The sequence below is a fragment of the Bradyrhizobium nanningense genome, assembly GCF_004114535.1.
GTDB classification, from domain to species: Bacteria; Pseudomonadota; Alphaproteobacteria; order Rhizobiales; family Xanthobacteraceae; genus Bradyrhizobium; species Bradyrhizobium nanningense.
In genome coordinates, this window is record NZ_LBJC01000007.1 from 35,244 (window position 1) to 60,573 (window position 25,330).

General features: G+C 64.4%; 19 protein-coding genes and 1 pseudogene. 13 read left to right on the forward strand and 7 right to left on the reverse strand.

Annotation, left to right across the window (positions count from 1 at the left end):
* The 3 genes from XH84_RS04155 to XH84_RS04165 all read right to left on the reverse strand — a co-directional run bounded on the left by XH84_RS04155 (position 1) and on the right by XH84_RS04165 (position 5,961).
* The gene (locus tag XH84_RS04155; protein WP_128917109.1) at positions 1-3,117 is read right to left on the reverse strand and encodes an efflux RND transporter permease subunit; all 3,117 of its coding nucleotides are present in this window, start codon (positions 3,115-3,117) and stop codon (positions 1-3) included.
* Between the two features lie 29 nt (positions 3,118-3,146).
* Positions 3,147-4,391 (reverse strand): efflux RND transporter periplasmic adaptor subunit, encoded by a 1,245-nt coding sequence (locus tag XH84_RS04160; protein WP_128917108.1) that lies wholly within the window; start codon positions 4,389-4,391, stop codon positions 3,147-3,149.
* A 145-nt stretch (positions 4,392-4,536) separates the two neighbouring features.
* Complete coding sequence (locus tag XH84_RS04165) at positions 4,537-5,961, reverse strand: CoA transferase (protein ID WP_128917107.1); 1,425 nt, start codon at positions 5,959-5,961, stop codon at positions 4,537-4,539.
* A gap of 68 nt (positions 5,962-6,029) precedes the next feature.
* On the opposite strand from XH84_RS04165, the gene XH84_RS04170 reads away from it, so the two are divergent.
* Positions 6,030-6,317 (forward strand): hypothetical protein, encoded by a 288-nt coding sequence (locus XH84_RS04170; RefSeq protein WP_128917193.1) that lies wholly within the window; start codon positions 6,030-6,032, stop codon positions 6,315-6,317.
* Between the two features lie 178 nt (positions 6,318-6,495).
* Positions 6,496-7,266: an SDR family NAD(P)-dependent oxidoreductase gene (locus tag XH84_RS04175; RefSeq protein ID WP_128917106.1), complete on the forward strand. Its 771-nt coding sequence runs from the start codon at positions 6,496-6,498 to the stop codon at positions 7,264-7,266.
* 126 nt (positions 7,267-7,392) lie between these two features.
* Here XH84_RS04175 and XH84_RS04180 read toward each other — a convergent pair whose 3' ends face one another.
* Genes XH84_RS04180 through XH84_RS04190 form a run of 3 tightly spaced genes read right to left on the reverse strand, consistent with a single transcriptional unit; the run spans position 7,393 to position 13,173 of the window.
* Positions 7,393-10,878, reverse strand: a complete 3,486-nt coding sequence (locus XH84_RS04180; protein WP_128917105.1) for an error-prone DNA polymerase — start codon at positions 10,876-10,878, stop codon at positions 7,393-7,395.
* On the reverse strand, positions 10,875-12,470 hold the full coding sequence (locus tag XH84_RS04185) for a Y-family DNA polymerase (protein ID WP_164935928.1): 1,596 nt from the start codon (positions 12,468-12,470) through the stop codon (positions 10,875-10,877). The genes XH84_RS04180 and XH84_RS04185 overlap by 4 nt, the downstream gene beginning before the upstream one ends.
* Positions 12,367-13,173, reverse strand: a complete 807-nt coding sequence (locus XH84_RS04190) for an ImuA family protein (RefSeq protein WP_128917104.1) — start codon at positions 13,171-13,173, stop codon at positions 12,367-12,369. The genes XH84_RS04185 and XH84_RS04190 overlap by 104 nt, the downstream gene beginning before the upstream one ends.
* Before the next feature lie 161 nt (positions 13,174-13,334).
* Here XH84_RS04190 and XH84_RS04195 point away from each other — a divergent pair, with 161 nt between their 5' ends.
* From XH84_RS04195 to XH84_RS04205, 3 genes are all read left to right on the forward strand, one after another.
* Positions 13,335-14,570: a putative DNA modification/repair radical SAM protein gene (locus XH84_RS04195; protein WP_128917103.1), complete on the forward strand. Its 1,236-nt coding sequence runs from the start codon at positions 13,335-13,337 to the stop codon at positions 14,568-14,570.
* Complete coding sequence (locus XH84_RS04200; RefSeq protein WP_128917102.1) at positions 14,570-16,012, forward strand: UdgX family uracil-DNA binding protein; 1,443 nt, start codon at positions 14,570-14,572, stop codon at positions 16,010-16,012. Before XH84_RS04195 ends, XH84_RS04200 begins: the two co-directional genes overlap by 1 nt.
* 99 nt (positions 16,013-16,111) lie before the next feature.
* Positions 16,112-17,740 carry an inorganic phosphate transporter gene (locus XH84_RS04205; RefSeq protein ID WP_128917101.1) on the forward strand — a complete coding sequence of 543 codons (1,629 nt, stop codon included), beginning with the start codon at positions 16,112-16,114 and terminating at the stop codon, positions 17,738-17,740.
* Between the two features lie 73 nt (positions 17,741-17,813).
* Here XH84_RS04205 and XH84_RS04210 read toward each other — a convergent pair whose 3' ends face one another.
* Positions 17,814-18,986, reverse strand: a complete 1,173-nt coding sequence (locus XH84_RS04210; RefSeq protein ID WP_128917100.1) for a M20 aminoacylase family protein — start codon at positions 18,984-18,986, stop codon at positions 17,814-17,816.
* A gap of 174 nt (positions 18,987-19,160) precedes the next feature.
* On the opposite strand from XH84_RS04210, the gene XH84_RS04215 reads away from it, so the two are divergent.
* From XH84_RS04215 to XH84_RS04250, 8 genes and pseudogenes are all read left to right on the forward strand, one after another.
* A complete protein-coding gene (locus XH84_RS04215) occupies positions 19,161-20,780 on the forward strand; it encodes a GMC family oxidoreductase (RefSeq protein ID WP_128917099.1) in 1,620 nt (539 codons plus the stop codon).
* 12 nt (positions 20,781-20,792) lie between these two features.
* Positions 20,793-21,674 (forward strand): alpha/beta fold hydrolase, encoded by an 882-nt coding sequence (locus XH84_RS04220; RefSeq protein ID WP_128917098.1) that lies wholly within the window; start codon positions 20,793-20,795, stop codon positions 21,672-21,674.
* A 237-nt stretch (positions 21,675-21,911) separates the two neighbouring features.
* The gene (locus XH84_RS04225) at positions 21,912-22,856 is read left to right on the forward strand and encodes a metallophosphoesterase family protein (protein WP_128917097.1); all 945 of its coding nucleotides are present in this window, start codon (positions 21,912-21,914) and stop codon (positions 22,854-22,856) included.
* Positions 22,857-22,870: 14 nt separating this feature from the next.
* On the forward strand, positions 22,871-23,206 hold the full coding sequence (locus tag XH84_RS04230) for a cupredoxin domain-containing protein (protein ID WP_128917096.1): 336 nt from the start codon (positions 22,871-22,873) through the stop codon (positions 23,204-23,206).
* A 142-nt stretch (positions 23,207-23,348) separates the two neighbouring features.
* Positions 23,349-23,897, forward strand: a complete 549-nt coding sequence (locus XH84_RS04235) for a sigma-70 family RNA polymerase sigma factor (RefSeq protein ID WP_164935927.1) — start codon at positions 23,349-23,351, stop codon at positions 23,895-23,897.
* Positions 23,894-24,658, forward strand: a complete 765-nt coding sequence (locus XH84_RS04240; RefSeq protein ID WP_128917095.1) for an anti-sigma factor family protein — start codon at positions 23,894-23,896, stop codon at positions 24,656-24,658. The genes XH84_RS04235 and XH84_RS04240 overlap by 4 nt, the downstream gene beginning before the upstream one ends.
* A gap of 68 nt (positions 24,659-24,726) precedes the next feature.
* Positions 24,727-25,005: pseudogene (locus tag XH84_RS04245) on the forward strand (type II toxin-antitoxin system RelE/ParE family toxin).
* 12 nt (positions 25,006-25,017) lie between these two features.
* The gene (locus XH84_RS04250; protein ID WP_128917094.1) at positions 25,018-25,323 is read left to right on the forward strand and encodes a HigA family addiction module antitoxin; all 306 of its coding nucleotides are present in this window, start codon (positions 25,018-25,020) and stop codon (positions 25,321-25,323) included.
* The last annotated feature ends 7 nt before the right edge of the window (positions 25,324-25,330 follow it).

Here is a 25,330-nt window from a genome sequence, read left to right on the forward strand (position 1 = left end):
TCAGCGCGCGCGGCGCGAGAAGAACGAGATCAGGACCGGCAAGGTCACGAGGATCACGACCGGCGCCAGCATCATGCCGGTGACGACCACGACCGCGAGCGGTTTTTGCACCTGCGAGCCGATCCCCTCCGACAGTGCCGCCGGCAGAAGGCCGACGCCTGCGACGACGCAGGTCATCAGCACCGGCCGGAGCTGCAACTCCCCGGTACGCACCACCGCGGTCATGCGGTCCATGCCTTCTTCGATGAGCTGGTTGAACTGCGACAGGATGATGATGCCGTCCATCACGGCGATGCCGAACAGCGCGATGAAGCCGATCGCCGCGGAGACGCTGAATGCCGTACCGGAGATCAAGAGGCCAAGTACGCCGCCAAAAATCGCCATCGGGATCACGCTCATCGCGAGCAGCGTGTCGGCTATCGAGCCGAAATTGAACCAGAGCAGCACGCCAATCAGCGCCAGCGAGATCGGCACCACGATCGACAGCCGCCGGATCGCGTCCTGGAGATTGCCGAACTCGCCGACCCATTCCATGTGCGAGCCGGGCGGCAGCTGCACCTGCTCGGCGATCTTGTCCTGAGCCTCGCGGATCGCGCTGCCGAGGTCGCGCTCGCGCACCGAGAATTTGATCGGCAGATAGCGTTCCTGCTGCTCGCGATAGATGTAGGCCGCTCCCGAGACGAGACTGATGTTGGCGACCTCGCTGAGGGGAATCTGGGTGACGGTGCCGTTCGGCCCGGGCGCGCCGATCCGCAAATTCTGGATTGCCTCCGCGCTCCTGCGATATTCCGGCGCGAGGCGGACGATGATCGGGAAGTGACGATCGCTGCCCGGCTCGTAGAGGTCGCCGGCCGTGTCGCCGCCGATCGCGACCTTGATCGTGGCATTGATGTCGCCCGGCGCAAGGCCATAACGTGCGGCCTTGGCGCGGTCGATGTCGATCTGGACGGTCGGCTGCCCGAGCGAGGTGAACACCGCAAGGTCGGTGACGCCCTGCACAGTGGCCAGCACCGATTTGATCTTGTTGGCGGTGTCGGTCAGCGCCTGGAGGTCGCTGCCGAACAGCTTGATCGAGTTCTCGCCCTTCACGCCGGAGACGGCTTCGGAGACGTTGTCCTGGAGATATTGCGAGAAGTTGAATTCGACGCCGGGAAAGCGATCGTCGAGCTGCTTGAGCAGTTGCGCGGTCAGCTCTTCCTTGTCACGCGTGCCGGGCCACTGGCTCACGGGCTTGAGCGGCGCGAAGAACTCGGCGTTGAAGAAGCCGGCGGCGTCGGTGCCGTCGTCGGGACGGCCGTGCTGCGACACCACGGACTCCACCTCCGGACGGGCACGGATCACCTTGCGCATCTCGTTGACGTAGGAATTGCCTTCCTGGAGCGAGATGGTCGGCGGCAGCGTGGCGCGAATCCAGAGATTGCCCTCTTCCAGCTTCGGCAGGAATTCGAGGCCGAGCAGACGGCAGAGCGCCACCGTCATCAGCACGAGGCCGACCGCTCCGCCCAGCACGATGGCGCGATTGGCAACCGCCCACTGCAGCAACGGCGAGTACAGCCGGTGCAGGATCAGCATGACCCTGGTCTCGGTTTCCTCGACATGCGCGGGCAGGATGATTGCGGACAACGCCGGCGTCACGGTGAACGTCGCAAGGAGCCCGCCGGCCAGCGCATAGGCATAGGTGCGGGCCATCGGCCCGAAGATGTTGCCCTCGACACCCGACAGCGTGAACAGCGGCAGGAAGGCCGCGATGATGATCGCCGCGGCGAAGAAGATCGAGCGCGAGACGTCGGCGGCCGCGCTGAGGATGGCGTGGCTCTTCATGCCGAACAGCGTCTCATTGGACATGTGTTCGGATTCCGACATCGGCGTCGTCTGCGTCAGGCGGCGGAAGACCGCCTCCACCATGATGACGGTGGCATCGACGATCAGGCCGAAATCGATCGCACCGACCGACAGCAAATTGGCCGATTCCCCGCGCAGCACCAGGATGATGACGGCGAAGAACAGTGCGAACGGAATGGTGGCGCCGACGATCAGCGCGCTGCGCAAATCGCCGAGGAAGATCCACTGCAACAGTACGATCAGCAGGATGCCGACCACCATGTTGTGCAGCACCGTGTGGGTGGTGAGCTCGATCAGGTCGCCACGGTCGTAGATGCGCTCGATGCGCACGCCGGGCGGCAGGATGCTGGAATTGTTGATGGTCTGGACGAGCTGGTGGACGCGCTTGATGGTCGGCGAACTCTGCTCGCCGCGGCGCATCAGGACGATGCCCTGCACGATGTCGTCGGCCTCGTCGAGGCCGGCGATGCCGAGGCGCGGCTTCTGGCCGACGGTGACGGTCGCGACGTCCTTGACCAGCACCGGATTGCCGCCCGTCTGCGAGACCATCGTATTGGCAAGATCGTCGATCGACCGGATCAGGCCGACGCCGCGCACCACGGCCGATTGCTGGCCGATATTGACGGTGTTGCCGCCGACATTGACGTTGGAATTGCCGACCGCCTGGAGCAATTGCGGCAGCGTCAGACCGTTGGCGACCAGCTTGTTGAAGTCGACCTGGAGCTCATAAGTCTTGCTCTTGCCGCCCCACCCCGTGACGTCGATGACGCCGGGCACTGCGCGGAAGCGGCGCTGCAGGATCCAGTCCTGAATGGTCTTGAGATCGAGCACGCTGTAGTTCGGCGGACCCACGAGCCGGTAGCGGAAGATCTCGCCGATCGGGCTCAGCGGCGAAATCTGCGGCTGCACGTTGCCGGGCAGCGGCGCGAGCTGCGCCAAGCGGTTCAACACCTGCTGCAACGCCTCGTCATAGGTGTAGGCGAAGGAGAACTGAATTTTGACGTCGGAGAGACCGTAGAGCGAGATGGTGCGGATGGTCGTGACGTTCTTCAGGCCCGCAACCTGGGTCTCGATGGGAATCGTGATGTAGCGCTCGATCTCCTCGGCCGACAGGCCCGGGCTCTGCGTCACGATGTCGACCATCGGCGGGGTCGGATCGGGATAGGCTTCGATGTTGAGCTGGTTGAACGCGATCAGGCCGCCGATCAAGACGGCAACGAACATGCCGACCATCAGGAAGCGCCGATTGACGGCAAGGGCGACGAGACGATCCATTCAGGTCTTCAATTTTCTTGGGTCGTCGATCAGCTACCGGACGCCGCGCGGTCGATGAACAGGCTGCCTTTGGTGACGATCTGCTCGCCGGGTTTCAGATTGCTGGTGACCTCGACGAGGTTGCCGTTGATGAGGCCGATCTTGATTTGGCGCAGCTCGACCGATTTGTCCTCACGCGCGACCCAGATACGAACCTTGTCGGCTTCGTAGATCAAGGCCTGTTTCGGCACGGCCGGCGCGGCGCGGTCACCGGCCGAATAGATCGTGACGTTTGCGAACATCTCCGGCTTGAGCAGACCGTCCTTGTTGTCGATGGTGGCGCGAACCAGCAGGCGACGGGTGTTGGGATCGATCGCGGCGGCGACGTAATTGATCTTGGCGGTCAACGGCCGACCCGGCAGCGCCATCACGTTGACGGTGATGTCCTGACCGATGCACACCGCGGCCGCATCGCTCTCGCGCACGAAGGCGGTGAGCCAGACGGTGGAGAGGTCGCCGATCACGAAGACCGGATCGCTGGCGCCGGAATTGACGTACTGGCCGGGGCCGATCTTGCGTTGCACCACCGTGCCGGCGATTGGCGCATAGATCGTCACTTCCGGATTGATGGCGCCCTTGTCCTGGAACGCCTTGATGGTCTCGTCGGTGAAACCGAGGATGCGCAGCTTGTTGCGCGCGGCTTCCAGCGCGGTCTGCGACGAGCGCATGTCGTTGCGCGCCTGAACCTGGGTCGCTTCCGCCTGCTGATAGTCCTTCAGCGGAATGGCATGGCCCTCGTAGAGGTCCTTGGCGCGCTTGAACTGGATATCGGAGAGTTCGAGCGCCGACTTCGCCTTGTTCTGCGAGGTCATCGCCGCGATGAAGTCGTTCTGGGCCTGCACCGTGTCGGCGGCCTCGATTGTAAACAGCGGTTGACCCTGCTTGAGCGTCTCACCCGGCTTGGCCAGCAGCTTGGTGACGCGGCCCGCATAGGGCGAGAACACCGGCGTCGAGCGGTCCTCGTCGACGGCGACCTTGCCCTCGGTGACATACTCGGCCCGGAAGCTCTTGGCCTTGACCGGCTCGATCGTCAACGTCGCCCATTCGGACGGGGTCGGCGTGAAGTTCTGCGCGTTCTTGCGCGACTGGCTGGAGATCTCGGAGTGCTTCTTTTCCTTGGCCCCCGAAGAGAGGAAGCCGTAGGCAGCGGCGCCGGCAAGAGCTAGTAGAACTACGGATGTGATCACCCGTTGTTTTGTAAACACCTGCAATCGCTTGGTATTTTCAACTACCATGGAGCCCGGTCGTGTCTGCGACGATCTTGGCAGACGCCTGCCTTATCGGTCGCGGTAATAGTGCCGAATTGGGATTTCAAACAACCTAAAAAACGCCGATCGCCTTTCGGTTTGCGTTAAAATTCTACGATGTGTCAGCTTCATGTCAGCTTCGCGCCGGCCACTGTGCCGGATGACTGCCGAGTGGCATCGCCGGACGAGACCATTGCGCCGGTGTCGTCGACAGCAGCGCCGAATGGCGCACCGCCTTCAACGTGCCGAAGCCAGATGGCATGCTCTCGATGAACGCAGTATGTACGGCTTCGCCCGTAAGATCCGGGGTATTCAGTCCGCCGTCGAGCCGGCCGAGATTCCACAGCCAGCGCCCGGTCTGCGCCAACGACACGCGCACGTGCCAGCTGCCACCGTCGCGGACCTGACGCGCCTTGGCCATCATCGCGCCGAACGCCATCAGATAGCCGGTGGCATGGTCGAGCATCTGCGCCGGCAATTCCTTCGGACCCTCGAGGCCGGCGGCCTTTCCTTCCGCATCGTTGAATCCGGTCGTGGTCTGCACGAGGGAATCGAAGCCGCGTCGCTCGGCCCAGGGACCGGCATGGCCATAGGCCGACAGCGTCACATAGACGATGCCGGGATTGATCTTCGCTGCATCCTCCGGCGCGAAGCCGAGGGCGGCAAGCGCGCGCGGGCGATAGCCTTGCGAGAAGATGTCGGCGTCCTCCAGCAGTTCGCGCAATTGCGCCCTGCCCGTCTCGGTCTTCAGTTCGATGAAGGTGGTGAGCTTGCCGCGGCCGGTGTCGATGGTGAGCCAGTCAATGGCGGGCAGCTCCGGCCCCGACACCAGCAGCACATCAGCGCCATGCGCGGCGAGCGTGCGGCCGGCGACGGGACCTGCGATGACGCGGGAGAGATCGAGCACACGAAGGCCCGAGAGCGGACGATCGTTGTTCGATGATCCTCTCGATGATCTTTGGGGCCACGGCTTTGGCGCGGCTTCACCGATCTTCTCGATCGAGATCAGCGGCAATTGCGCGAGCGCGCGCGCCTGCGGCAGTGCAGACCATTCGTCGTAGCTGCGCATCAGCGCAACCACGCCGCCCGCGGCGTAAGCGGCCGTCTCGAAATCCTCGCCCCTCCATTGCATCAGCGCTGCCTGCACCTTGTCGCGCGCCGCCTCGCAAGCAAGCACCTTGCAGACGGCGTCGCGATGGTGCGGAAAGTTGGTGTGGCAGCGGACGAAGCGGCCATCGCCGGTCTTGTAGATACCGGCAATCGCGTCCCATGCCGGGGGCGGCGGCTTGTCGTCGACGCGGAGATAGCGCTCGGAGCGGCATTCGGCGACGGCGTGGCGCATATCGACGGAGATGTCTTGCACCTGCCCGCTGCGCAGCCGCCAGATCTCGGCAGCGGCGAGGCCCGCAGCAGCGATCGTGGTTTGGCCGGCAACGGCGACACGAAATGAAGACGGAATCTGCGGCTCCTCGCCGGTCAACCCCACGCGTTCGAGCGCGGCCTGATCGCCGCCGGCGGAGGTCCAGATATCCTTGAGAATATCGGCGGGGCTTTGCATGGCCGCTTCTCTCCCTCGTCGTTTGCTGTACTTTTCGCGACCATGTCATGATCGCAGAAAGGATTGCAATGGCCGCCATCGATCCCCTCACCGCGGGTGCCGTGTTCGTCGCAACGGCGGCCACCGACGCGGTCTATGTGATGTTCACCTCGGCCGTGGTCGCACGCAAGCGCGTGCCGGCCGCCAGCTGGAGCGCGATCTGGTACCTGCTCTCATCCTACGCGGTGATCAGCTACACCGAAAACGCCTTCTATGTCGCCTTCGCCGCGATCGGCTCCTGGGTCGGCGCCTATGCGTCGCTGACCTTCCTGCACCGCCCGCCCGGCGGCCCGCCGGTGGGCGCGGCGCCGGAGTGAGGAGGTTGCGCCTCCCTCCGCGTCATTGCGAGGAGCCCTTGCGACTAAGCAATCCAGACTATTTTTCGCAGGTGCATTTCTGGATTGCTTCGCTGCGCTCGCAATGACGATGTGGAGGCTTCTGGGCGTCTTCCGAAACAGCTACACTCTCCACGACCAACAAAAAGGAAACCCAACAATGGATCTCGGTCTCAAAGGCAAGAACGCCATCGTGCTCGGCGGTACGCGCGGCATCGGGCGGGCGATTGCGGCGACGCTCGCCGGTGAAGGCGCCAATGTCGCGGTGTGTGCGCGCAATGCGGATCAGGTCGCGGCGACAGTCGCTGAATTAAAGGCGAGCGGCGTCAAGGCCACCGGCGGCCCGGTCGACGTCACCGACGGCGCGGCGTTGAAATCCTGGATCGAAGGCGCCGCTAGGGAGCTTGGCGGCGTCGATCTGCTGTTCTCCAATGCCGGCGCGATGGCGCAGGGCCACGATCCCGCATCGTGGGAGCAGAATTTCCGGCTCGACCTGCTCGGCGCCGTGCATGCGTTCGACGCCGCGCGGCCGTTCCTCGAGACGAGCGGCGAACGAAGCGGCGATGCCGCCTTCGTCATCATCTCGTCGATCTCGGCGGCGCAGGCTGATCTGGCCAGCTCCTACGGCCCGATCAAGGCGGCGCTGATCCATATGGCCAAGGGACTGGCGCGACAATACGCCAAGAAGAAGATCCGCGTGAATGTCGTGTCGCCCGGCACCGTCTACTTCAAGGGCGGGGTCTGGAACATGATCGAGAAGAACATGCCCGAGCGCTACAACGACGCGATGAAGCGTAATCCGACGGGCCGCATGGCAACGCCGCAGGAAATCGCAAGCGCGGCGGTGTTTCTGGGCAGCCCGGTGTCGGCGTTCACGACCGGCTCCAATCTCGTCGTGGATGGGGCGATTTCGAACCGGGTGAATTTTTAGGACGTCTGTTCCGGTTTCCTCCGCCGTCATGGCCGGGCTTGACGACTGAGGGTGTGGTGCGCGATGGGCTCGACGATCTCGTCATTGCGAGCGCAATGACGCTGTGGCGGCATCTCGCACCACACCTCAATGAAAGTCCCGCGACGGCGGCAGGATGCGGACGTTGCGGGGATGGCGGATTTTTTGCGCTGGCATATCCGCATGGGCGCGGGAGTCGTCGTTGAGCGGTTCGATCAGGTCGGCGCCTGCCGGCACCGGATGCTTGCGGCTCAGCGCGTCGTTGGCAAGGCCAACCAGATCGTGCGAGCGGTCGATCATGCGCTGGGCAATGAGATGCGTCACCTTTTCGGGGCTGCTCTGGATATAGCCGTGAACCTCGATGAGGCGCGCGCCCATCACTTCTTTCCGGTACTGCTCCATGATCTTGGGCCAGACCACGACATTGGCGATGCCGGTCTCGTCCTCCAGCGTCATGAACACGACGCCGCTGGCACTGCCCGGCCGCTGCCGGACCAGCACCACGCCGGCACAGCGGACGCGGCGCCGCTCGTTCTCGTGGCTGATCTCCCTGCAGGCAACGATCCGCTCGCGCGAAAACGTCTCGCGCAGAAATTCCATCGGATGGCCCTTCAGCGACAGCCGGATGGTCTGGTAGTCCGCGACCACCTGCTCGGGGAGCGGCATCTCGGGCAACGGCTTGGCATGCTCGTCCGGCTGCTCGCGCGCGGTCGCCGCCTCGAACAGCGGCAGCGGCACGTCGTCGGGCAGCCGCCGCACCTGCCACAGCGCCTCGCGACGATCGAGCCCGAGTGAGCGGAACGCATCGGCATCCGCCAGCAGGATCAGCGCGCGCTTGGGCAGACCGGTGTCGCGGGCAAAGTCTTCCAGTGAGGTGAAGAGGCGGCGGCTGCGGGCGGCGACGATGCGGTCGGCCCAGTCTTGTTCAATTTCTTCCACACGGGTGGTGGGCGGGTTCCCTCCCCCCTTGCGGGGGAGAGAGCCCAACTGTTCGTGCGTCCCTGACTCCTGCGCCTCTACTTGATGTGCATCTAACTCGTGCGCACCTATGTTTCGCTTGCGTAGCGCCTGATCCCTCTTCAGCCTCTCCTCGTCCTCGTCCAGCCAGTGGAATCCATCGATCTGACGGAAGCCCAGGCGCACCGCGCAATATTTGCCGCTTCCCTGCTCCAGCGTGTTTTGCGCAAAGCTGTAGGACACGTCGATGTCACGAACCTCGACGCCGTTCTTGCGAGCGTCGCCGACGATTTGCGCCGGCGCATAAAAGCCCATCGGCTGCGAGTTCAACAGGCCGCAGCAGAAGGCGTCGGGGTGATAATGCTTCAGCCATGACGAGATGTAGACGAGCTGCGCGAAGCTCGCTGCGTGGCTCTCCGGGAAACCGTAGGAGCCGAAACCCTTGATCTGGTCGAAGCAGCTTCTGGCGAAATTGGCATCGTAGCCGCGCGCGACCATGTTGCCGATCAGCTTCTCCTCATATTGGCCGATGGTGCCGACATTGCGGAAGGTCGCCATCGAACGGCGCAGGCCGTTAGCCTCCTCGGAGGTGAATTTGGCCGCCTCGATCGCGATGCGCATCGCCTGCTCCTGGAATAGAGGCACACCGAGCGTCTTGTGCAGCACCCTGTAGAGCTCGTCCTTGTCGCCATGGTCCGGCGAAGGCGAGGGATAGCTCACCTTCTCAAGCCCGTTCCGTCGGCGCAAATACGGATGCACCATGTCGCCCTGGATCGGTCCGGGCCGCACGATCGCAACTTCGATGACGAGATCGTAGAAGGTCCGCGGCTTCAGGCGCGGCAGCATGTTCATCTGGGCGCGGCTCTCGACCTGGAACACGCCGAGCGACTCTCCGTCACACAGCATGTCGTAAACCTTGGGATCGTCCTGCGGGACGCTCGCCAGCACCCAGCGCTTGCCCTTGTGATCCGCGATCAGATCAAAGCACTTGCGAATGCAGGTCAGCATGCCCAGCGCGAGCACGTCGACCTTCATCATGCTGAGCGCGTCGACGTCGTCCTTGTCCCATTCGATGAAGGTGCGGTCGTCCATCGCGGCATTGCCGATCGGCACATAGGTGTCGAGCCGGTCCTGCGTCAGCACATAGCCGCCGACATGCTGGGAGAGATGGCGCGGGAATTCGATCAGTTCGGTGGCAAGCTCGACGGCGAGATTGATCATGGGATTTTTAGGATCGAGCCCGGCCTGCCGGACCTGCATGTCGTTGAGGCCCTTGCCCCAGCTCCCCCAGACGGTGTCAGCGAGCGCGGCGGTAACGTCCTCGGTCAGGCCCAGTGCCTTGCCGACGTCGCGAATGGCACTGCGCGGGCGGTAGTGAATGACGGTGGCGATGATCGCGGCCCGATGGCGACCGTAGCGGCGATAGACATATTGCATCACCTCCTCGCGGCGCGAATGCTCGAAATCGACGTCGATATCGGGCGGCTCCAGCCGCTCCTTGGAGATGAAGCGCTCAAACAACAGATCGACCTTGGTCGGATCGACCGAGGTGATGCCGAGCACGTAGCACACGGCCGAATTCGCCGCCGATCCCCGCCCCTGGCACAAAATGTTCTGGCTGCGCGCATAGTGCACGATGTCATGCACGGTGAGGAAATAGTGCGCGTATTTCAGCTCGGCGATCAATGCGAGCTCCTTGTTGAGCGTCGCGCGCAGCTTGTCCTCGATCTTGCCGCCGAAATATTTGTCGACGCCCGCCCAGGTCAGATCCTCCAGATGTCCCTGCGCGGTCTTGCCCGGCGGCACCGGCTCGTCCGGATATTGGTATTTGAGCTGGTCGAGTGAAAATTCGATTGCGTCCGCAAACCGCATGGTCTCCGCGATCGCATCAGGAAAATCGCGGAACAACCGCGCCATCTCTCGCGGCGTCTTCAGAAAGCGCTCGGCATTGGCTTCCAGCCTCCGTCCCACAGCCTCGATCGTGGTCTTTTCCCGGATGCAGGTCAGCACGTCCTGCAGCGGACGGCGGCCGGGGTCGTGATAGAGCACCTCGTTGGTCGCGAGCAGCGGCACCTTTGCCTTGGCGGCGAGATCATCGAGCAGCGCCAGGCGGCGCCGGTCATCGCCGCGATAGACCAGGCTCGCCGCCAGCCATACGCCCTCGGCACGGCCTGCCTTCAGCTGCGCAAGAACATCCAGCGCCTGTGCCGGATCGAAGCGATGCGGCAGCGTCAGGATCAGGAGTTGACCTTCCGAAAATTCCAGGAGATCGGCGAAGGTGAGACGGCACTCGCCCTTCTCGATCCGCGTGAGGTCGTCGCCGCGCTTGCCCCGGGTGAGGAGCTGGCAAAGCCGGCCATAGGCGGCGCGGTCGCGCGGATAGACAAAAATGTCGGGCGTGCCGTCGATGAAGACGATGCGCGCGCCGATCAGGAGCTTCGGCTTGTGCAGAACCTCGTCATTGTCGAGCTCCTTGTAGGCCCGCACCACGCCGGCCATCGTGTTGTGGTCGGCAATGCCGATCGCGGGAATGCCGAGCTTGCTTGCCTGATGCACATAGGCGCGCGGATCCGAGCCGCCGCGCAGGAAGGAGAAGTTGGTGGTGATGCCGATCTCGGCATAGCTAAGCGTATTCATGCGAAGAGACCGTGCACATACCAATTGGGAGAAGCGGGTTTGCCGTCATCGTCGAACACTTCCCCCTCATAAAGACCGTCGCGAAAGATCCAGAAGCGCAGGCCCTCGGCATCCTCGATGCGGAAATAATCCCGCGTCAGCTGCTTGCCGTCCTGCCGCCACCATTCCATCGCGATGCGCTCGGGCCCCTCCACCCGCACGACGGCATGCAGCGCGCGCCGCCAGGTGAATTGATGCGGCGGACCATCCGGCACGGCCGCAAACGGCACCTTGATCGGCTCCGGCTTGTCGAACAGCCTTAAGGGACGTAGCGGCGGCTCGCTCTCGACACGTGCGGGCCATTCGGCCTGCATGGCGGCAGCAAGATAATGCTGCGCCGGCGCGACCATTACCGCACATTCAGGAATATGGGTATCCTCAGGCAGATGCACGACGACGCGCTTTCCCCCGATGCGCGCGGCGATGCGGTCGATCAGCGCGGCGAGCTCGTCATTGTCGTGGACATGGGCGTCGAGATCGCGCTGCTCCTGCACCACGATCTCGGTGCGGCTCGCCGACAGGCGCACCATATCGAAGCCGAAGCCGGGATCGAGCGGATCGGCGAGCGCATCGAGACGCTCGCGGAACAGGCGGTCGATCACCGCGCTTTTCGTCACCGGACGTCCGGTCTCGACCATGATCGCGCGCACCACGCCGTCGGTGCGGAAGAAGGCGGCTTCGAGCCGGCGCGCGCCCTTGCCCTGTTTCTCCATGGATGCGATCAACGTGTCGGCAAGCCGCGACAGCGTCATCGCGATCATGGTGTCGGTCGCGATCGGCTCGGCAAAGCGCTTCTCCACGATGTAATCGGGCGGCGGCTTGCGCGGGCTGATCGGCGCATCGCCCTGCCCCAGCGCGTGGGCGAGCAGCGTGGAGAACCGGGCGCCGAACCGCGCCGTGATCTCGCTCGGCGCGCGCGCGGCGACGTCGCCGATGGTCTTGAGGCCGGCGCGGCGCAGGCCGGTGGTGATGACCTCGCCTGCGCCGAGCGCGGACACCGGAAACCGCTCGATCGCCGCCGTCTCGTTGCCATCGGCAACGATGCTGCCGGAGGCCTGCCGCGTCAGCGTACGCGCGCAGACCGAGGTACCGGCGATCGCCGCACCGACGGCAAAGCCCTGGCGAGCGAGCGCACGAACCAGCGTCTTTAGCAGCGCAGCCTCGCCGCCGAACAGATGTGCGCAGCCGGTGATATCGAGGAACAGCCCGTGCGGCGGATCGAGCGCCACCAGCGGCGTGAAGCGGTCGCACCAATCGGCGATGTCGCTGAGCGTCTTCGCATCGGCCACGACATCGGCGTCGAACACTTTCAGATCTGGGCACATCGCCCGGGCATTGGCCAGAGGTTGGCCGATGTACAGGCCGAGGCGCTCGGCGGCCTCGGCCAGTGCATGGATCACCAACGCATTGTTGTCCTTGATGACGACGATGCTCGGCTCATTGCTGTTCTTAACTAGCCCGACGTTCCCAAAGAACCGCTGAATCCGGTCGATGGGCAGGCGCGGCAGCCACAGGCTGAGAATACGTCGACGGCTCACTGAACTGGCACTCATCACAATTCCATTCCATGATCCACCGGCCGCACGGGCCATGACGATTGCGCAACAGCTCGGCATCGAAGCGCGGCGCGCCCCAGGCGTCCCAAGGCGCCGCAGGCATTGAAGCCGATCCCGGCGGCGAATGCGCCGCGCGCAGCATCCATCGCGTCTCCGCGGTCGACGGCAAAGGTTGCGCCGCCATGCGCAGCATCAGGCCGGTGACGCCGGAGCCTTGCGCGGCCAGCGTCAGCTTGCGGCTCGCCACCAGATCGAACTGCCTGGTCTCGCCCCAAAGCTCGAGCACGACGGCGCCCAGCGCGTCGCAGGCGAGCGCATCGGCCGAGGTGCGCAGCGCGCTCTCGACATCGGCGGCGCGGACCATCACCACGCGGCGCGGATCGAGGCCGAGCTCTTTGAGCCCGCTCATCGACAGCGCGCCGGTTTCGATTTCCGAAAAATCCTGCCGCACCCACAGCAGCGGTTTGCGTGCCGTCACGCGCCCTGCGAGGCCCATGACAAACCCCGTTGCCGCCGCGCCCTGAGGCCCAGCGCAAAACACCTCGTGGATCGCCGCGCGGGCGAGCCCGCCCTTCAGCGCGTCGTCGACCTCGCCGTGGCCGAGCGCCACCCGATCGTGCCGATGCACGACCTCCGCCGTCTCGATGCGCTCGATCTGGCCGCGCAAGATCGCAAGCGCGCTCATACGTGCGCCGCTCATGCTCGCCGCTCCTCAGGAATTGGTGCCGTGGTCTTCAAAAGAAGAACCAGCGGCTGGCCCATTTGTTCATGATATGTTCTAATATAAAGCTAACGACGCCCGAAGAGTCAATCGAATTGGCGATCTGTCGGATTCATCAGCGGAATCAAAGGGATTCAAACATGGATGTGCAACGCAAGCTGGAGATCCTGGCCGATGCCGCCAAGTACGACGCGTCCTGCGCCTCCAGCGGCACCGAAAAGCGGGATTCCAGCGACGGCAAGGGCATGGGTTCGACCGCACCGGGCATGGGCATCTGCCATTCCTATGCACCGGACGGACGCTGCATCTCCCTGCTCAAGGTGCTGCTGACCAACGCCTGCAATTACGATTGCCTCTATTGCGTCAACCGCGCCTCCTCGAACGTGCCGCGCGCCCGCTTCACCATCGCGGAAGTGGTCAAGCTGACGCTCGACTTCTACCGGCGCAATTACATCGAAGGTCTCTTCCTCTCCTCCGGCATCATCCGCAGCCCCGATTACACCATGGAGCAAGTGGTCAGCGTCGCGCGAAAACTGCGCGAGGAGCATCACTTCCGCGGCTACATCCATCTGAAGACCATTCCCGAGGCCGACGACGTGCTGATCGCGGAGGCCGGCAAATATGCCGATCGTCTCTCCATCAACATCGAGATGCCGCAGGAGGCGAGCCTGCAGCAATTCGCGCCGGAGAAGGACGTGCGCGCGATCCGCCACACCATGGGCCGGCTGCGGCTGAAGCTCGACGAGGCCGAGGAAGACCGCAGCGCAAAGACGAAGGCCAGGCCGCAGCGCTTTGCGCCCGCCGGGCAAAGCACGCAGATGATCGTTGGCGCAGACAGCGCCTCCGACCACACCATTCTCCACACCAGCGCCAATCTCTACGGCGCCTACCGGCTGCGGCGCGTCTATTATTCCGCCTTCAGCCCGATTCCCGACGCGAGCCGCGCCTTGCCTCTGGTGCAGCCGCCGCTGCTGCGCGAGCACCGGCTCTATCAGGCCGACTGGCTGATGCGGTTCTACGGCTTCGACGTTGCGGAGATCGTCGACGACAGCGCGATGCTGCCGCTCGAGATCGATCCAAAGCTCGCCTGGGCGCTGCGCCACCGCGACCGCTTCCCGCTCGACGTCAACCGCGCCAGCCGTGAGGAATTGCTGCGCGTGCCGGGCTTCGGCACCAGGGCGGTCGAACGCATCATCGCGACACGGCGCACCACCACGATCCGCCTCGCCGATCTCGCGCGCCTGCACGTGCCCAAGCACAAGGCGCTGCCGTTCATCGTCCTCAGCGATCACCGTCCCTCGCCACACCGTCTCGACGACGCGCGGCTGATCGAACGGTTCAAACCGAAGGCAACACAATTGGGGTTTGGCTTCTGATGCAATACATCATCCTCGACACCGAAACCGATTTCGACGGCTGGCGCAAAGCCGCACGCAGCCTCGTGCTCCATCACGTGAAGCCCGCCGACGTCACCTGGGCCGTGCAAGGCGGCGAAACCGAGCTGTTCGCACCGCCCGCGCCGTCACCGATCCTGGAGGTGAACGACGGCACCTTCAACGTGTCAGGCAAATTCATCGAGCTCGCGAAAGCAGCGATTCTGCACCGCGATCCCGAGCGCTTTGCCATCCTCTATCGGCTGCTGTTTCGGCTGAAGGACAATCACGATCTCATCGAGGTCGCGACCGACCCTGACGTCGCGCAAGTCACCGCCATGGCGAGAGCGGTTCATCGCGACGAGCACAAGATGCATGCCTTCGTGCGCTTCCGCGAGATCGGCAGGGAACGCGCAGCGCATTACGTTGCCTGGTTCGAGCCGGAGCATCACATCGTGGAGCTCGCCGCGCCGTTCTTCGCCCGGCGCTTTGCCGACATGCCCTGGTCGATCCTGACGCCGGACCTCTGCGCGCACTGGGATGGCCACGCGCTCTCGTTCACCTCAGGTGTCAGCAAGAGCGAGGCGCCGGGCGAAGACCGACTCGAGGAAACCTGGCGGCGTTACTACGCCAGCATCTTCAATCCGGCCCGGCTCAAGGTGAAGGCGATGCAGGCCGAGATGCCGAAGAAATACTGGAGGAACCTGCCCGAGGCTTCGATCATTAAGCCCTTGATCGAGGACGCCGAGCGCATGACCGGCGCCATGATCGCCAACGCCGCAACCGATCCGCACAAGCCCCAGAAGCGGCCGGAGGCTCCGATGAAACGCAAGACCACCGCCGACGATCTCGAATCCCTCCGCGAGGAAGCCGCGCATTGCCGCGCCTGCCATCTCTACAAGGACGCGACCCAGACCGTGTTCGGCGAAGGCCCGAAGTCAGCCAACATCATGCTGGTCGGCGAGCAGCCCGGCGACAAGGAAGACCTCGCCGGCCATCCCTTCGTCGGCCCGGCCGGGCAGATGCTGGACCGTGCGCTGGAGGAAGCCGGCGTCGACCGCAAGAAGGTCTATGTCACCAACGCGGTCAAGCACTTCAAATTCGTGCCGCGCGGAAAGATCCGCCTGCACCAGAAGCCGAATACGCCTGAGATCCGGGCATGCCGGCAATGGTTTGAGCGGGAGGTTGCGGCAATTCAGCCCGATCTGATCGTGGCGATGGGTGCCACCGCGGCACAAAGTGTATTCGGCAAGATCACCCCGATCGGCAAGAGCCGCGGCCGCCTCATAGAGCTTCCCGACGGACGAAAAGCGCTGGTGACGGTGCACCCGTCCTACCTGCTGCGACTGCCTGATCCGGAAGCCAAGGCGCTGGAATATCGTCGGTTTGTCGACGATTTGAAGATTGCCGCGAGCTTGCAGAGGAAAGCGGCGCGCGCCGCCTGAATACTGGCAAGAAAGCGGTTTTCAACCGCCGCTTGTCATCCCGCCTTCAAATCCGTCGCAGACAATGCCCCTCAATTGCAAGTCAAGGGGCGTCCAGACATGACCGATGTTGCATTCGACCGCGCGGTAGCAGATCCCGCGCCCGTCCAGCCGGCCTCGCGGCCAAATCTCGACAAGGGCTTCAATCCACTGACGATGATCCTGTTCTTCGGCATCCTCGCCGTTGGCCTTCTGTTCGTCGCCTACAGCATTTATGTCGACGTCAACGCGACCGGCACACGCGTGACGACCTACCTGCCCTACATCCTGCTGTTCGTCGCGCTGCTGATCGCGCTCGGCTTCGAGTTCGTCAACGGCTTCCACGACACCGCCAATGCGGTCGCGACCGTGATCTACACCCATTCGCTGCCGGCCGAAGTCGCGGTGATGTGGTCGGGCTTCTTCAACTTCCTTGGCGTGCTCTTGTCCTCCGGCGCGGTCGCCTTCGGCATCGTCTCGCTGCTGCCGGTCGAGCTGATCCTCCAGGTCGGCTCCAGCGCCGGTTTCGCCATGGTGTTCGCGCTGCTGATCGCCGCGATCCTGTGGAATCTCGGCACCTGGCTCTTCGGCCTGCCCGCCTCCTCCTCGCACACGCTGATCGGCTCGATCATCGGCGTCGGCGTCGCCAACGCCGTCATGCGCGGCCGCGACGGCACCTCGGGCGTGGACTGGAGCAAGGCCACCGAGATCGGCTACGCGCTGCTGCTGTCGCCGCTGGTCGGCTTCATCTGCGCCGCCGTGCTGCTGCTGCTGCTCAAGTTCATCGTGCGCAACCCGGCGCTCTACGCCGCGCCCGAAGGCAACAAGGCGCCACCGCTCTGGATCCGCGGCCTGCTGATCGCAACCTGCACCGGCGTCAGCTTCGCGCACGGCTCCAATGACGGCCAGAAGGGCATGGGCCTGATCATGCTGATCCTGATCGGCACGGTGCCGACGGCTTACGCCCTCAACCGCGCGCTGCCGGAATCCCAGGTCGCCCAGTTCCAGAAGACCTCGGACGCCGCGTCCAAGGTGATCGCGGCGAAAGGCGCCGGTCACAGCATCATCGGCGATCCCCGCCCGGCCGTGACGCAATACATCGCGCTGCATCAGATCAACGAGGGCACCTATCCCTCGCTCGCCGTGCTGGTGAAGGACGTCGGCGATCAGGTCGCCAAATACGGCACGCTGAACAAGGTCCCGGCGGAAGCCGTCGGCAACACCCGCAACGACATGTACATGACGTCGGAAGCGATCCGCTTCCTGATGAAGGACAAGGAGAACGATCTCGGCAAGGAGGAGATCGCGACCCTGAACGCCTACAAGGGCTCGCTCGATGCCGCCACCAAGTTCATTCCGACCTGGGTGAAGATCGCGGTCGCCATCGCGCTCGGCCTCGGCACCATGATCGGCTGGAAGCGCATCGTCGTCACCGTCGGCGAGAAGATCGGCAAGAGCCACCTCACCTATGCGCAGGGCGCGTCCGCCGAGCTCGTGGCCGCCGCCACGATCGGTGCCGCCGACATGTTCGGCCTGCCGGTCTCGACCACGCACGTGCTGTCGTCCGGCGTCGCCGGCGCCATGGCGGCCAACGGTTCGGGCCTGCAATGGTCGACCATCCGCAACCTGCTGATGGCCTGGGTGCTGACGCTGCCCTGCGCGATCATGCTGTCGGCCACGCTCTACGTGATCTTCTCGCGCATCTTCTGAGCGATCACGCTCCTCAAAGACAAAGGGCCCGTGCGATGCACGGGCCCTTTTCATTTGTGTTTTGAGCTTAGCCTTACGACGCCGCCAGCTGTTCCTCGACTAGCTTCACCCAGTAGGACGTGCCGTAGACGATGGCCTCGTCGTTGAAATTGTAGGCGGGGTGATGCAGGCCGGCGCTGTCGCCGTTGCCGCAGAAGATGAAGGCGCCGGGCCTCGCTTCCAGCATGTAGGCGAAATCCTCGCCGCCCATCAGCGGCGGCATCTCGTGCACATTGGCATCGCCTGCGACCTGCTTGGCGATGCGCTGCGCCACCTCGGTCTCCGCGGCGTGGTTGTTCACGACCGGGTAGTTACGCTTGTAGTGCAGGTCGATCTTGGCGCCGGTGATCTGCGCCACGCCAGCCACGACCTCGTGCACGCGCTTCTCGACGAGCTTGCGCACCTCGGGCGAGAGCGTGCGGATGGTGCCCCTCAGCGTCGCCGTCTGCGGAATGACGTTGCGGGCGTTGCCGGCGTGGAATTCGCAGATCGAGATCACCGCCGATTCCAGGGGATCGACGCTGCGCGCGACAATCGACTGCAGCGCCGAGATCACCTGCGCGCCGACCAGCACGGAATCGATGCATTTGTGCGGACGCGCGGCGTGACCGCCGAGGCCCTCGATCATGATGTCGACCTCGTCGGTCGCCGCCATGATCGGACCAGGCCGGATCGCGAACGAGCCGACCGGAATGCCCGGACCATTATGCATGCCGTAGACCTGCTCGATGCCGAACCGCTCCATCAGGCCGTCCTTGACCATGGCCGCGCCGCCGGCGCCGCCCTCTTCGGCCGGCTGGAAAATAACGACCGCATCGCCGGCAAAATTGCGGGTCTCGGCGAGGTAGCGGGCTGCCCCGAGCAGCATCGCGGTGTGGCCGTCATGGCCGCAGGCGTGCATCTTGCCCGGGGTCTTGGAGGCGTAAGACAGGTTGGTCTGCTCGTCGACGGGCAGCGCGTCCATGTCGGCACGCATGCCGATCACCTTGAGCCCCTCGCCGGCCGGCTTATTCCCCTTGATGACGCCGACCACGCCGGTCTGGCCAAGGCCGGTCACGACCTCATCGCAGCCGAACTCCCGCAGCCGATCCGCCACGAATGCTGCAGTGCGATGAACGTCGTACAGCAGCTCGGGATGCTGATGAATGTCCCGGCGCCAGGCCTGAATATCGGGTTGAAGGTCGGCGACGCGGTTCACGATGGGCATTGAGGGTCTCGAGCTTTGTTGGAATACAGGACTCTCTACCATGCAAGCAGCAGTCCACCCAACTGCCCGGGATCGGGGCCTAGCCCTGACCTGCCGGCATGGCCGGGCTTGTCCCGGCCCGCGACGTCTGCCTATTAGGACGAAACGTCGATTGACCATCCGGGTGGGAGCAGAATGCCAAGACGGCTCGAAGGTGAGTTTGACTACATTGTCGTCGGAGCCGGCACGGCCGGCTGCATCGTCGCCAACCGGCTCTCGGCCGATTCCAGGAATCGCGTCCTCGTCCTCGAAGCCGGCGGCGACGACAACTGGATCTGGTTCCACATCCCCGTGGGCTATCTCTTCGCGATCGGCAATCCGCGCTCGGATTGGATGTTCAAGACTGAGGCCGAGCCGGGGCTGAACGGCCGCTCGCTCGCCTATCCCCGCGGCAAGGTGATCGGAGGCTGCTCGGCGATCAACGCCATGATCTCGATGCGCGGGCAGGCTGCCGATTACGATCACTGGCGCCAGCTCGGCATGACCGGCTGGGGCTATGACGACGTGCTGCCGCTGTTCAGGAAGCTAGAGGACCATTTCCTTGGCGCAAGCGAGCATCACGGCGCGGGCGGCGGCTGGCGTATCGAAGCGCCGCGGCTGTCCTGGGACATTCTCGATGCGGTTGGCGATGCCGCCGAGGAGATGGGCATCAAGCGCATCCCGGATTTCAACACCGGCGACAACGAAGGCACCAGCTATTTCCATGTCAACCAGAAGCGCGGCCGGCGCTGGTCCTCGGCGCGCGGCTTCCTCAAGCCCGCGCTCAACCGGGCGAACTTGCGGCTCGAGAAGCATGTGCTGGTCGACCGCCTCATCATCGAGCAGGGCCACGCCGTCGGCGTGCGCTTCATTCAGAACGGCGAGATGATCGAGGCACGCGCGAAACGCGAGGTGGTGCTCTCGGCCGGCTCGATCGGCTCGGTGCAGGTGCTGCATCGCTCCGGCATCGGGCCGGCCGACTGGTTGTCGCCACTCGGCATCGACATCGTCATGGACAAGCCGGGTGTAGGGCGCAATCTGCAGGACCATCTGCAACAGCGGGCGATTTACAAGGTCGAGGGCGTGCGCACGCTGAACGAGACCTATTACAATCTGTTCCGCCGCGGGTTGATGGGTCTCGACTACGCCTTCCGCCGCCGCGGCCCGCTGACCATGGCGCCGTCGCAGCTCGGTATCTTCACGCGCTCCGATGCGACGCGCGCACGCGCCAACATCCAGTTCCATGTGCAGCCGCTATCGCTCGACAAGTTCGGCGATCCCCTGCACCGCTTCCCCGCTATCACCGTCAGCGCCTGCAATCTCCAGCCGACAGCGCGCGGCATCGTGCGGCTGCGCTCGGCGAGCCCGGACGAGAAACCGATCATCGCGCCGAATTATCTGTCGACCGACGACGACCGTCAGGTCGCCGCCGACGCCATCCGCACCACCCGCCGCCTGATGCAGCAGAAGGCGCTCGCCAAATATCGCCCGAGCGAATATCTGCCCGGTCCCACCGTCGGCGACGACGATGCCTCGCTCGCAAAAGCCGCCGGCGATATCGGCACCACCATCTTCCATCCCGTCGGCACGGCGAAGATGGGCGCGGTGAGCGATCCGATGGCCGTGGTCGACGAGCGCCTGCGCTTCTACGGCCTCGAAGGCCTGCGCATTGTCGATGCCTCGATCATGCCGACCATCACCTCGGGCAATACCAACACACCGACCGCGATGATCGCCGAGAAGGGCGCGACGATGATTTTGGAGGATGCGAAGTAGCGTCCCGCCATCATGACCAGCCCACACCGCTTTTCCATCGGCCCCGCCGGCGCAGAGATCGCCATGTTGCAACGGGGCGAGCGCGGCAAGCCGCCCGCCCTGCTCGTGCACGGCACAGGCTTCGTCGCCGACGTCTGGGACGAGGTCGCGCGCGAGCTTGCATCGACCTATACCGTCTATGCGCTCGACCGCCGCGGCCATGGCGCGAGCCACAAACCCGGCGCCTATCATTTCTTGGACTTTGCCGAGGACATCTGCCGGGTGATCGACGCGCTCGATCTGCGCGACGTCTACGGCATCGGCCACAGTGCCGGCGCGACCGACCTTCTGCTCGCGGCAAAACTTGCGCCCGGGCGTTTCACGCGGCTGTTCGTGATGGAGCCGACCGCGATGGACCCGCGCGCGGCGCGCTCTGGCGGATTGGGCGATGACTCCCTATCGCAAATACAGCGCACGCTGCGCCGGCGCGCCGAGTTCGACAGTGCTGATGCCGTCTTCGAACGCTATCGCACGGCGCCGACGTTTGCGGATTGGACCGAGACCTCGCTTCGGGCCTATGTTCGCCACGGCTTTGTGCCGCTGGAGAATGGCCGGGTCCGGCTCTGCTGCACGCCCGAGATCGAGTCGGCGATGCTGCGTCCGATCTACGAGGCGATGACGCAGGTCTACGTTGGGGATGTCCGCGGCAATCCGTTCGGCTCGCTCGCCGAGATCGACTGCCCGGTGCGCGTCGCGACCGCCGCGAAGTCCGGGCCGATCTACTGCGAGATGGCGCGACGCGCGGTGTCGCTGATTCCGCAAGTCAGCACGCTGGTCTTTGAAAGCGCCGGGCATTGCGTGGCGCAGGAGGTGCCGGCGGCCGTGGTGGAAGCGGCGCGGGAGTTCGCAAAGTAGGTCTCGTGCCCCGGACGCGTTGCAGCGTGCAAGGCTGCTGCGCCGAGCCGGGGCCCAACTCACCGCATGCTGCGCGGCCTTCTGGGTCCCGGCTCTGCGTCGCACCGCCAAGAGGCGCTGCGCCGCGTCCGGGACACGCTCCCTCCTCACGAAATCGTCATCTCCCCCGGGAATAAGTCCCCCGCACCCCCGATCACCTCCCCGAAAGCCCAATTCCGGGCGAAGTGGAGACGTGCGATGAGCGGACACGATCACGGGGACGACGGCGTCAGCCGCCGCAAGGTGCTGGAATGCATGACCTGGGCCGGCACCGGGGTGCTCTGGACTGTCACGGGCGGCGTGCCGCGCTCGCTCGGCATCATCGATTCCGCGCAAGCTGCGACCGCGGCCGCGCCGGGCATGACCTTCCTCCAGATCAGCGACAGCCATGTCGGCTTCGACAAGCCGGCCAATCCCAACGCGCTCGGCACGCTTGAGGAAGCTGTCAACAAGATCAACGCCATGCCGGCCAAACCGTCCTTCATGATCCATACCGGTGACATCACCCATCTGTCCAAGGCCAGCGAGTTTGACAATGCCGATCGCATCATCTCGCAGACCAAGCTCGATGTGCATTACGTGCCCGGCGAGCACGACTTCATCGACGAGGAGGTGAAGCTCTATCGCGAGCGATACGGCCGCGGCACCAAGGGCCACGGCTGGTATTCGTTCGACGCCGGTGGCGTGCACTTCATCGGCCTCGTCAATGTGGTCGACCTCAAGGCCGGCGGCCTCGGCAATCTCGGCGCCGAGCAGCTCGCCTGGCTCGAGGACGATCTGCGCGGCAAGTCGAAATCGACGCCGATCGTGCTGTTCGCGCACATCCCGCTCTGGACCGTCTATCCGCAATGGGGTTGGGGCACCGAGGACGGCGGCCGCGCGCTTGAACACGTGAAAGGCTTCGGCTCGGTCACCGTCCTGAACGGCCACATCCACCAGGTGATGCAGAAGGTCGAGGGCAACGTCACCTTCCACACCGCGCGCTCGACCGCCTTCCCGCAACCCGCGCCGGGGGCCGCCCCCTCGCCCGGTCCGATGAAGGTCGAGGACGCAAAGCTCCGCGGCATGCTCGGCGTTGCCAGCGTCAGCTTCAAGCAGAACGAGCAGCGGCTCGCGATCATCGACACGCCGCTCCAGGGCTAAGGTGGAAGCTGACCATGAAGACTCTCAACCGCCGCGACTTCGGTGTCGATCTCGGCCTCGCCTTGGCTGCGGCCATCCTGCTGCCCGCGACAAAAGCCCGTGCCGACGACCTGGAGATCCATATCGACAATTTCGTCTTCCAGCCGGCCGAGCTCAATATCAAGGTCGGCACCACCGTGACCTGGACCAACCGGGACGACATCCCGCACACCGTGGTATCGGCCGGCAAGTTCCGGTCCAAGACCCTGGATACCGACGACAAGTTCTCGTTCACCTTCACCAATGCGGGCGACTACAAGTATTTTTGTTCGTTGCACCCGCACATGACGGGGATGATCAAGGTTGAGTAACGTCTCCAACCAAGGCATCAACGTCTTGCCCGGCCGGTGGTCCCACGCCGGCCGGGCTCGTCTGCCTTCGGTCACGCACCCCGGCAAGACGAACAGGGACGAAACGAAGCCACAAGCAGAACAAGAGGCAAAGCGAGGAGCGATGCCCGCCAACGACGATTTGCAGAAGGCGCAACGCTTCCGTGAGGCGGCGCTGCCCTATCTCGACGACGTCTACACGCTCGCGCGCTATCTGCTGCGCGATGCCTCCGATGCGGAAGATGCGGTGCAGGAGTGCTATCTGCGCGCGCTGAAGCACTTTGACAGCTATCGCGGACCGGCCATGAAGCCCTGGCTGTTCGCGATCCTGCGCAACGTCTGCAACGCCGAATATGCGCGGCGCGCGCATCGGCCCAGCGCGATCGAGGATACGCCCGGCGCCGCCGATCGGACGCCGATCTGGCAGGAGAGTGAGGCAAGCCCGGAGACCGAGGTGCTGCGCAGCCGCGATGCCGGCGCCATCCGCAAGCTGATCGACGCGCTCGCCGAGCCGTTCAAGGAAACCTTCGTGCTGCGCGAGATCAACAACCTGTCCTATCGTGAAATCGCCGACGCCGTCGGCGCCCCCGTCGGCACCGTGATGTCCCGCCTCGCCCGCGCGCGCGCCATGCTGCGCGCAGCCTGGACGGCGGAAGAGGAGCAAGCGAAATGACCTGCAACGAAGCAAGGATCCTGCTTCACGCGCTGCTCGACAACGAGCTCGATGCCGGCCACGCGCGCGAAGTCGAAGCCCATATCGCCGGCTGCCCCGACTGCGCCGCGGAGTTCGCCGCGCAGCGCGAAATGCAGCGCGTACTTGCCGACACCGATCTGCGCTACACCGCGCCGGCAAGCCTGCGCACGCGGATCGAGGCCTCGCTGCCGAAGCCGCAGCCCCAGCCGACCCGCCGCTCGGTGCTGCGTGGCTTTGCGATGGGCTCGGCGGTCTCCGCGCTCGCCGCAACGGGCGTCGTCGCATTGGTGCTGCGCCAGGACGACCAGCAGCGCATCCTGTCGGAGGTGGTCTCCGCGCATCTGCGCTCGCTCCAGGCCGGTCATCTCATCGACGTGGTCTCCACCGACCAGCACACGGTCAAGCCGTGGTTCAACGGCAAGCTTGACGTCGCCCCGCCCGTGATCGACCTGACCGCGCAGGGTTTTACGCTGGTCGGCGGCCGGCTCGACTATGTCGACGCCCGCGCCATCGGCGCGGTCGTCTACAAGCGCCGGCAGCACGTGGTCAATCTGTTCGTGTCGCAGACATCGAACGCGGAATACCGCGCGCCCAAGACCGAGACCATGCAAGGCTTCAACTGCCGTCGCTGGGGCAATCGAGGCCTGAACTTCTGGGCCGTCAGCGATATCGGCGCCGACGAGCTCGCCGAGTTCGTCGACAAGTTCGAGGCGGCGATGAAGGCGAATGTGGAGGGGTAGCCTCTGGAGAATGTATCATACACTGATACGAACGCTGCAAATGTATCAAACAATGATACACTGCTTGAGTGATCAGGACGTTTCGGGATAGAGTACTGAAGCGGTCTTTAGCGGCGACAGTCCCAAGGGCTTCCCGGCCGACTTGGTAAGGTTGCACGCCGGAAATTGCGCTATCTTCACGCTGCAGGTGAACTCAGTGACTTAAGGGCGCCGCCAGGTAACCGCCTCGAGGCGCTCATGGCTGATCGCAGGGACAGCATTCGATCAGAATCAACGACCAGTTCCGGGTGTGCTTCGTCTGGACGGCAGACGGTCCAGCTGAGGTCGAGATCGTGGACCATCATTAGGAGAGCACGACGATGGCCAAGAAGCTCAAGCCCATGCACCCTGGCGAGGTCCTGCGGGAAGAATTTCTCATCCCGCTGGATATGTCCGCCGGCGCACTCGCCAAGACATGCGGCCTACCACGCACGCGGATCGAGCGGATTGCGAGTGAGCAGACCGGAATCACTGCCGACACTGCACTTCGTCTCGCCAAGGCGCTCGGCACGACCGCCGAGCTTTGGCTCAATCTTCAGAACGATTACGACATCCAGATCGCCAGACGCGATCTCGGCAAGGCGCTCGACCGCATCGAGACCGTAAACAAGCCTAGGGTGGCCTGAGCGATCG